General features: G+C 65.6%; 9 protein-coding genes. 8 read left to right on the plus strand and 1 reads right to left on the minus strand.

Annotated elements, in window-relative coordinates:
• The 6 genes from TX88_RS35420 to TX88_RS28635 form a co-directional block, all read left to right on the plus strand.
• Positions 1 to 272: PfkB family carbohydrate kinase (locus TX88_RS35420; protein WP_044522764.1), on the plus strand; the 272-nt coding region annotated here is incomplete at its 5' end.
• Positions 273 to 614: 342 nt separating this feature from the next.
• Positions 615 to 2,561 (plus strand): 2-oxoacid:acceptor oxidoreductase subunit alpha, encoded by a 1,947-nt coding sequence (locus TX88_RS28615; RefSeq protein ID WP_044522767.1) that lies wholly within the window; start codon positions 615 to 617, stop codon positions 2,559 to 2,561.
• Positions 2,558 to 3,640, plus strand: coding sequence for a 2-oxoacid:ferredoxin oxidoreductase subunit beta (locus tag TX88_RS28620; RefSeq protein WP_044522770.1), 1,083 nt, complete (start codon positions 2,558 to 2,560; stop codon positions 3,638 to 3,640). The genes TX88_RS28615 and TX88_RS28620 overlap by 4 nt, the downstream gene beginning before the upstream one ends.
• Positions 3,612 to 4,223 (plus strand): molybdenum cofactor guanylyltransferase, encoded by a 612-nt coding sequence (mobA, locus tag TX88_RS28625; protein ID WP_280113243.1) that lies wholly within the window; start codon positions 3,612 to 3,614, stop codon positions 4,221 to 4,223. The genes TX88_RS28620 and mobA overlap by 29 nt, the downstream gene beginning before the upstream one ends.
• A gap of 1,050 nt (positions 4,224 to 5,273) precedes the next feature.
• The gene (locus TX88_RS28630) at positions 5,274 to 5,597 is read left to right on the plus strand and encodes a transglycosylase family protein (protein ID WP_036449070.1); all 324 of its coding nucleotides are present in this window, start codon (positions 5,274 to 5,276) and stop codon (positions 5,595 to 5,597) included.
• Positions 5,598 to 5,848: 251 nt separating this feature from the next.
• A complete protein-coding gene (locus TX88_RS28635) occupies positions 5,849 to 6,322 on the plus strand; it encodes a transglycosylase family protein (protein WP_044522804.1) in 474 nt (157 codons plus the stop codon).
• Positions 6,323 to 6,324: 2 nt separating this feature from the next.
• Here TX88_RS28635 and TX88_RS28640 read toward each other — a convergent pair whose 3' ends face one another.
• Positions 6,325 to 7,473: an FAD-dependent oxidoreductase gene (locus TX88_RS28640; protein ID WP_044522807.1), complete on the minus strand. Its 1,149-nt coding sequence runs from the start codon at positions 7,471 to 7,473 to the stop codon at positions 6,325 to 6,327.
• A gap of 135 nt (positions 7,474 to 7,608) precedes the next feature.
• Here TX88_RS28640 and TX88_RS28645 point away from each other — a divergent pair, with 135 nt between their 5' ends.
• A complete protein-coding gene (locus tag TX88_RS28645; RefSeq protein WP_044522809.1) occupies positions 7,609 to 8,220 on the plus strand; it encodes a hypothetical protein in 612 nt (203 codons plus the stop codon).
• A 64-nt stretch (positions 8,221 to 8,284) separates the two neighbouring features.
• Positions 8,285 to 8,469 (plus strand): hypothetical protein (locus TX88_RS28650; protein ID WP_044522814.1); only part of this gene is annotated, 185 nt, incomplete at its 3' end.

Genomic DNA, 8,469 nt, shown 5'->3' on the forward strand with positions numbered 1-8,469 from the left:
CGAGCGCGGAGCGACTCGGCGTCGCGGAGATCCTGGTGACCTACGGCTCGGAGGGATGCGACATCTATATAGAGGGTGCGGTGGAGCGCGTGCCGGCCGCCTGGCGGGTGCTGGATGTCCAGACCGCGGGGGCGGGCGACATGTTCACCGCCTGTTATGTCGCGCATCGCGCGGCCGGCCATGATCCGCGTCGCTCGGCGGAGGCGGCCAGCGAACTGGTGGCCGGAGAGCTGGACAAGCGGGTTCACACCGGGGCACCCGGGCTGGCGTAGCCGCAGGTCGGGGTCTAAACTCGACAGGTGTCAAGTTTGTGCTTGCCGGTGCTAGCGGAGAGCTACCGGCCAGTAGCTTTTTCCTTAGAGAATGACATTCTCCTAAACGTGACGAAAACCACAGTTCTGTCTCAAATCGGCCTCCTTCACGCCCACGAACAGCACCTTCGGCGGGAACCCACCCGCGTGTCGGGGCACGGCGCGGTGAAGCGCAGCCTAAGAGCAGTGCAATAATCGGTACTGGTAGTGACATCAAAATTCGGTGGACGTTCGATCCGGCGGCGCGTCACATGACAGCGGCCCGGAAAGACGTGGTCAAAGAACGTGTGAAAGGCGGTAGCCGTGGGTGAGAACGGCAACGGCAATGGCGCCGCGCCGCGGCAGAAGCTCGAGAAGGTCGTCATCCGCTTCGCCGGTGACTCCGGCGACGGTATGCAGCTGACCGGTGACCGCTTCACTTCTGAAGCTGCGCTGTTCGGAAACGACCTGGCAACCCAGCCGAATTACCCGGCAGAGATCCGCGCGCCACAGGGCACCCTGCCCGGTGTGTCGTCGTTCCAGATCCAGATCGCCGACTACGACATCCTCACCGCCGGTGACCGTCCCGACGTGCTCGTGGCGATGAACCCGGCCGCTCTGAAGGCCAACGTGTCGGATCTGCCCCGCGGCGGCCTGATCATCGCCAACTCCGATGAGTTCACCAAGCGCAACCTCGCAAAGGTCGGATACGACAACAATCCGCTAGAGGATGACACGTTGTCCGACTACGTGGTGACGTCCGTCGCGATGACGACGCTGACCCTGGGCGCCGTCGAAGTGATCGGTGCCACGAAGAAGGACGGCCAGCGCGCCAAGAACATGTTCGCCCTCGGCCTGCTGTCGTGGATGTACGGCCGCGAGCTCGAGCACAGCGAGGCATTCATCCGGGAGAAGTTCTCCCGCAAGCCCGACGTGGCCGAGGCCAACGTCCTGGCATTGAAGGCCGGCTGGAACTACGGCGAGACCACCGAGGCATTCGCCACCACCTACGAGGTGTCGCCGGCCAAGCTGAAGTCGGGTGAATACCGTCAGATCTCGGGTAACACCGCGCTCGCCTACGGCATCGTGGCCGCCGGACATCTGGCGCAGATCCAGGTGGTGCTGGGCACCTACCCGATCACCCCGGCGTCGGACATCCTCCACGAACTGTCCAAGCACAAGAACTTCAACGTGCTGACCTTCCAGGCCGAGGACGAGATCGCCGGCATCGGCGCGGCCATCGGCGCCTCCTATGGCGGCGCGCTGGGTGTCACCAGCACCTCGGGCCCGGGTGTCTCGCTCAAGTCCGAGGCGATCGGCCTGGCCGTGATGACCGAACTGCCGCTGCTCATCGTCGACGTGCAGCGCGGTGGCCCGTCGACGGGTCTGCCGACCAAGACCGAGCAGGCCGACCTGCTGCAGGCGCTGTTCGGCCGCAACGGGGAATCGCCGGTCGCGATCCTGGCCCCGAAGTCGCCGTCGGACTGCTTCGACATCGCCGTGGAGGCCTCGCGGATCGCGATCGACTACCACACCCCGGTCATCATCCTGTCCGACGGTGCGGTCGCCAACGGCTCTGAGCCCTGGCAGATCCCGGATATCAGCACCTACCCGCCGATCGAGCACACGTTCGCCAAGTCCGGCGAGCCGTTCGCTCCCTACGCGCGTGACCCCGAGACCCTGGCCCGTCAGTTCGCGGTGCCCGGCACTCCGGGCCTGGAGCACCGGATCGGTGGCCTTGAGGCCGCCAACGGCTCGGGAAACATCTCGTACGAGCCCAAGAACCACGACCTCATGGTGCGGTTGCGCCAGGAGAAGATCGCCGGCATCAAGGTGCCCGATCTGGAGGTCGACGACCCCACCGGCGACGCCGAACTGCTGATGCTGGGCTGGGGGAGCAGCTACGGCCCGATCGGCGAGGCCTGCCGGCGCGCCCGGCGCAAGGGCATCAAGGTGGCCCAGGCCCATCTGCGCCACCTCAACCCCTTCCCGGCCAACCTCGGTGAGGTACTGCGTCGCTACCCGAACGTGGTGGTGCCGGAGATGAACCTGGGCCAGCTGGCGCTGCTGCTGCGCGGCAAGTACCTGGTCGACGTCCAGTCGGTGACCAAGGTGGAGGGCATGGCCTTCCTCGCCGACGAGGTCGAAGGCATCATCGATGCGGCCCTGGACGGCACACTCGGTGAGAAGGAAAGTGACAAGGCCAAGTTCGCCCGGTTGGCGGCGGCCACGATTGAGGTTGAGGCGAGCGGTGTGGGAGCGAACGCATGACTGATCTGATCGGCGCAGACCTGGGGCTGACAGAGGCGGGACTGACCAAGAACGCCCTGGTGCCCACCACCGACCAGCCGCAGAAGGGCAAGGACTTCACCAGTGACCAGGAGGTCCGGTGGTGCCCGGGTTGCGGCGACTACGTCATCCTCAACACCATCCGCAACTTCCTGCCGGAGTTGGGCCTCAAGCGCGAGAACATCGCGTTCATCAGCGGTATCGGCTGCTCCAGCCGGTTCCCGTACTACCTGGAGACCTACGGCTTCCACTCGATCCACGGTCGCGCCCCCACCATCGCCACCGGCCTGGCCCTGGCCCGTCCTGACCTGTCGGTGTGGGTCGTCACCGGTGACGGTGACTCGCTGTCGATCGGTGGTAACCACCTGATCCACGCGTTGCGCCGCAACGTCAACCTCACGATCCTGCTGTTCAACAACCGGATCTACGGCCTGACCAAGGGTCAGTACTCGCCGACCTCCGAGGTCGGCAAGGTGACCAAGTCGACTCCGATGGGCTCGCTGGACTACCCGTTCAACCCGGTGTCGCTGGCGCTGGGAGCGGAGGCCACGTTCGTCGGCCGCGCGCTGGACTCCGACCGCAAGGGTCTGTCCGAGGTGCTGCGCGGCGCGGCCGAGCACCGCGGTGCCGCGCTGGTGGAGATCATGCAGGACTGCCCGATCTTCAACGACGGATCGTTCGACGCGCTCCGCAAGGAAGGCGCCGAGGAACGGCTGATCAACGTCACCCACGGCGAGCCGATCAAGTTCGGTACCGATGGCGAGTACTGCGTGGTCAAGTCCGGGTTCGGCCTGGAGGTCGCCAAGACCGCCGACGTCGCGGCCGCCGACATCGTGGTGCACAACGCCGAGATCGATGACCCTGCCTACGCATTCGCGCTGTCGCGGCTGAGCGAGCAGAACCTCGATCACATGGTGATGGGGATCTTCCGCAAGGTCAGTCGGCCCACGTACGACGACGCCGCGCGCCAGCAGGTCAACACGGCCATCGAATCCAAGCCTCATGACACCGCGGCTCTGCAATCCTTGCTGCGTGGCAAAGACACCTGGACCGTCGACTGACCCCGCTGACCAAGACAACCTGAGCACAGCCCCGCTCGCCGCCGTAGTTCTGGCGGGCGGGGCTTCGCGCCGTATGGGGCGCGACAAGGCGACGCTGCCGTTCGACGGCTCGACGATGGTCGAGCATGTGGTCGCCGCAGTGAGTAGGCGCTGTTCACCGGTCTTCGTGATCGCAGCGCCGGGCCAGCCACTGCCCGCGCTGAGCGCCGAGGTGCTCCGTGACGAGGTGCGTGGAGTCGGGCCGCTGGTGGCGACTGGTCGCGGACTGCGTGCCGTAGCGGAGGCCGGCCTGGACCGCGCCTTCGTCTGCGCCGTGGACATGCCGTATCTGTCGTCGGAGCTGATCGACACCCTGTTGGCCTCTGCGGAGCGGTCACCTGCCGATATCGTGTTGCCGTGGGACGGCAGGGACCACTACCTGGCGGGGATCTACCGCAGTGCGCTCGCCGGGCGGATCGCCGATCTGGTGCGCGACGGCCGGCGCAGCATGCGGGCGCTGGCCGAGTCCGTCGATACGCAACGCATCGTGATGGCACCGCAGCGCGCGCTGACCAACGTCAACACCGCGGCCGATCTGCCCTGAGCAGAGTTGCGTGACGGATAAATCTCAGCAAATTGCGAATTAGCGCGGCAACTGGGCTGCATTTATCGTACCGAGATAATTGACTGGTTATTTCACCGTATTTGAGCCCCTGGAAGTCGCATCAATTCGGAAAACGTCATCCGCAGATGGCCCGCGGGTGTACGCGAAAGTCACTGGCGTTCATGATCATTCGAGTTGTTGCGCAATGCGGGAACTTCGCTCGCTATTCGCTGGGGCATGTGTTCAGTGTGTCTAAGTTTGTGCCAAAAGACCCCTGACCGTTCGGTTTGTCAGATCCGGGCGATTCGGATTCGTGCCGCAGGGTTGGCCGGGATGACTGACGATTCGAGTAGCAATGATGAAATGACTTGTAGCTCAGTCGGTTTGGTGAGTCAGCTACCGACTCTGCGGGTGTCGGACGCGGGGCGGTTCGGTCGGTCCGCGGTGACCGACTGGATCGATATCCCTTGTGTGCCAAGATGATCCGACGCCGGCCCGGGCTCGGGGAGTCGGGTGTCTGTAGCGAACAGATTCGCTTGGTGCGGCACGTTGTGACACTCGTCGATGGCATCTACCAGCGGTTTTGTTGTCCCAAGCGTTGTTTGCCCGCGATAACGCACCTGAATCAAGTGGGCCAGTTCACAAAAAGTGCGTGATCTGCCTCACTTTTCGTTTGCGCCGATCACGAAACGGTAACGACCGCCATCCGTCGCTGACCTGCACAAACGATTCGTTCAGCATCTCGTTATCTGTCCGTGATCTTTCCGCGATCGCTTCTACATCGAGGTGACTTCTCTCCGAGACCTTTGTACGGTCCAAAGCGTCTCCACAGGGAGCAAATAATTTCAACACCAAGAACCTGCGTGTGAGTGGGGCCGCAGTGGCGATTACGCCCGACGCGGGGGCCTGGGTCTGATCCCGGGCCGGGCACTGTGGCCCTCCCTTTCGTGCCTGACCGAGACGGCGCGAACCAACCCCTCCGGCCTGGATTCAGGCTTCCGCACCCGCCTGGCGGGTGCTGTTTGGCGCGCGCTTGGCGAGAGGAACGAAGTGAAGAACATCCGCAAGACGTTTGGGCTGGGCATCATTGCTGGAGCGCTCGCTGTGGCTCCCGTGGCACTGGGTGCCGGTACCGCCAATGCGGACAGCGTCAACTGGGACGCCGTCGCTGCCTGTGAGTCGGGTGGCAACTGGGCGATCAACACCGGTAACGGGTACTACGGTGGCCTGCAGTTCAACATGGGCACCTGGCGCGCCAACGGTGGCTCGGGTTCGCCCCACCAGGCCTCGCGCTCCGAGCAGATCCGGGTCGCTGAGAACGTGCTGCGCTCCCAGGGCATCGGCGCCTGGCCGGTGTGCGGCAAGCGCGGCTAGTACAGGGCTGCTCATAACGTGAGCTACTGACAACTTGATACGAAGCGGCGCCGGGCCTCTGCCCGGCGCCGCTTCTGTTTCCTCAGGAGGCCCTCCGGTTGCTCCAGCCTCGGCAACCTCCGAAAAAACTTCTGCCCCCTCTGTAACGCGTGACGTTGGTCACACGAACCCATTAGTGACCGCACAGTTGCACGAACGTGATCGGCATCTGCAGCGGTCCTTGGTGTCAAAGGTCGGGGAAGGGCCGTGAGATGACCAAACGAAGGGCGTTAACCAGGGCTTTCTGGCTTGCTGCGACGTCGGCGGGCCTCATGCTGGCACCCATGTTCGCCTCGACGGCGACCGCTGGTGCGGACACCGTGAACTGGGATGCGATCGCCGACTGCGAATCGGGCGGCAACTGGTCCATCGACACCGGCAACGGTCACTACGGGGGCCTGCAGTTCAAACCAGCCACCTGGGCCTCGCACGGCGGAATCGGATCGCCTGCCACCGCGTCCCGCGAGGAGCAGATAAGGGTGGCCGAGAACGTCCTGGCGACCCAGGGGATCGGGGCCTGGCCAAAGTGCGGCGTCCGGGGCGGAACGCCGGCGGGCTGGGCGACTCCCAGTGCGCCGACCGGCTGCCAGGCTGTGCGCCCCGGTTCGGTGTTGGGAATCTTTGACCTACGCCGGATCTGCACGACCTTCCTGGATCCGCTCGGAGCCTTCGGCGTGCCGCACTGAGCTCAGCGCACCGGGGTGAATGCCCCGCGAGCGGCGATCGAGGCCAGGTGCCGGGTCAATACGTATTCAGGCACGACAACGGTCGCCCGGGTGGCCGCGGCGCTGAGCGCCGGCGGGCGCAGGTTCACGACCCGGCCGATCAACTGTGACTCCCGCACGATCCGCATGACCCTCTTCCGGCGCAGGGCCGCGAAGCGGGCGAAGGCGGTCGGCAGATCCGGCTCCCGGACGGCGAGGCCGGCCAGCGTCGCCGCGTCCTCGAGCCCCTGGCATCCGCCCTGGCCCAGATGCGGGCGCATCGGATGCGCGGCGTCCCCGGCGATCACCACCGGTCCCCGCGCCCATCGCCGCGCCGGGGTGCGGTCGTAGAGGTCGTTGCGCAGCACCTGTGCGGGATCGGTGGCGGCGAGCACCGCCGGGATGGGGTCGGCCCAGCTGCCGAAGATGCGTTGGAGGTGGGTCAGCTCCCCGTCGTCGTTGGTGTGTCCATGCGGAGCCCGCTGGGTGGCGAACCAGTAAGTGTGATCGGTACCGAGCGGCACGTGGCCGGCTTCCATCCCGGGGGCCATCGTCTCGCCCGAGAGTTCGGGGTCGATGGTGCAGTCGGCGACGCCGCGCCAGGCCGTGTACCCGGCGTAGCGACGTTCCAGCGGGCCGTTGAGGTGACGTGCCACCACGGAATCCACTCCGTCGGCGCCGATCACCGCGGTGGCCTCTCTCTCGGATCCGTCGGACAACCGAACACGCACGCCGCCGTCGTGGTCGTCGAGCGACTGCACCGCGACCCCGTATTCGACAGTGCCCGGGTGCAGCGCCGACGTGAGGATCTCGGTCAACGTCGTCCGGTGGATCACCACCAGCGGTTCGCCCAGCGCCCGGATCATCCGGTCGGGTGTCGGTCGCCGCAGCCAGGTGCCGTCGTGCCAGCGCATCGCGCCGCCGGTGACCCGTCCGCCGGACCCGCGCACCGCATCGCCGAGCCCGATCTCGTCGAGCGCCGCCAGGGCGTTGGGCCAGATGCTGATGCCCGCCCCCGTCGTGGTGTCGGTGCGGGTTTCGAGGACGGTGACCTTATATCCCTGCCGTTGCAACGCGACTGCGGTGGCAAGGCCGGTGATACCGGCACCGACGACCAGAACGGACTGCGCCATCGGTCGAATCTAACGGGCGGGGTGAGGTGACTCACCATGGCCGGAGTTGGGATCGGTAGCCTTCCAGCGTTCGCACAGTCTTTACGCAGGTTCCCCGTGCCGAAAGTGCCGGGGCAGAACAGATGAGAGGACCCGATGAAACTCACCCGCTTCGGTATCGCGCTCGGCGCCACACTGATTGCCGCCTCGGCACTGAGTGGTTGCTCCAAGGTGACCGAGATCAGGGACGCTGCTGCCGGGGCGGCCGAGAAGGTCGTCTCCTCGGGCACCGAGAAGATCACCGAAGCGGTTTCGGGCAACCTGTTCACCGCTGAGGGCATCGACAACGCCTATGCGGCGATCGCAGGGAAGGTCGGTGCCAACCCGATGCAGGTGGTCGACGTCGTCATCACGCCCAGCCTGCTCAAGGTCGAGGCGATCGACCCGAACGCGCCGACCGAGCTGAACGAATGGAGCTACACGTCAGGCGCGGTCGGACCGTCGCGTCCCATCGACTACGACGACGACACCGAGGCCCTCCAGCAGAATCTGTTCGTCACCACCGACGTGCCCACCAGCGCGATCGTCGCGGCGATCGACGGCGCAGTGGCGGCCAGCGAGATCCCCGACGGCAAGGTCCAGACGGTGAGCATCAAGCGCAACATCCCGTTCGACGCGAACGTCATCATCTTCATCAACGTCCAGGGGGAGCGCAGCAGCAAGCAGGTGCGAACCGACGCCACCGGACAGGTCATCAAGGTGTCCTGACCGACCCGCATCACGCGGCCCGTACCGAGCTTCGGTGCGGGCCGCGCCGTTACGGTGGGGAGTCATGACGGTGTTTGACGATCTCGACGACTACCTCGCGTTTCCCCGGGTGTCCGGACTCGCGGTGTCGCCCGACGGCTCGCGGCTGGTCACGACGGTCAGCACGCTCAACGAGAAGAAGACCGAATTCCTCAGCGCCATATGGGAATTGGATCCTGCAGGGGTCGAACCCGCGCGCCGGCTGACCCA

This window comes from Mycolicibacterium septicum DSM 44393 (assembly GCF_000455325.1).
GTDB classification, from domain to species: Bacteria; Actinomycetota; Actinomycetes; order Mycobacteriales; family Mycobacteriaceae; genus Mycobacterium; species Mycobacterium septicum.

Excerpts from the sequence above, each read along its gene's own strand:
- TX88_RS28620 (WP_044522770.1), top strand. The coding sequence starts at position 2,558 with ATGACTGATCTGATCGGCGCAGACCTGGGGCTGACAGAGGCGGGACTG.
- TX88_RS28635 (WP_044522804.1), top strand. The coding sequence starts at position 5,849 with ATGACCAAACGAAGGGCGTTAACCAGGGCTTTCTGGCTTGCTGCGACG.
- TX88_RS28640 (WP_044522807.1), bottom strand. The coding sequence starts at position 7,473 with ATGGCGCAGTCCGTTCTGGTCGTCGGTGCCGGTATCACCGGCCTTGCC.
- TX88_RS28645 (WP_044522809.1), top strand. The coding sequence starts at position 7,609 with ATGAAACTCACCCGCTTCGGTATCGCGCTCGGCGCCACACTGATTGCC.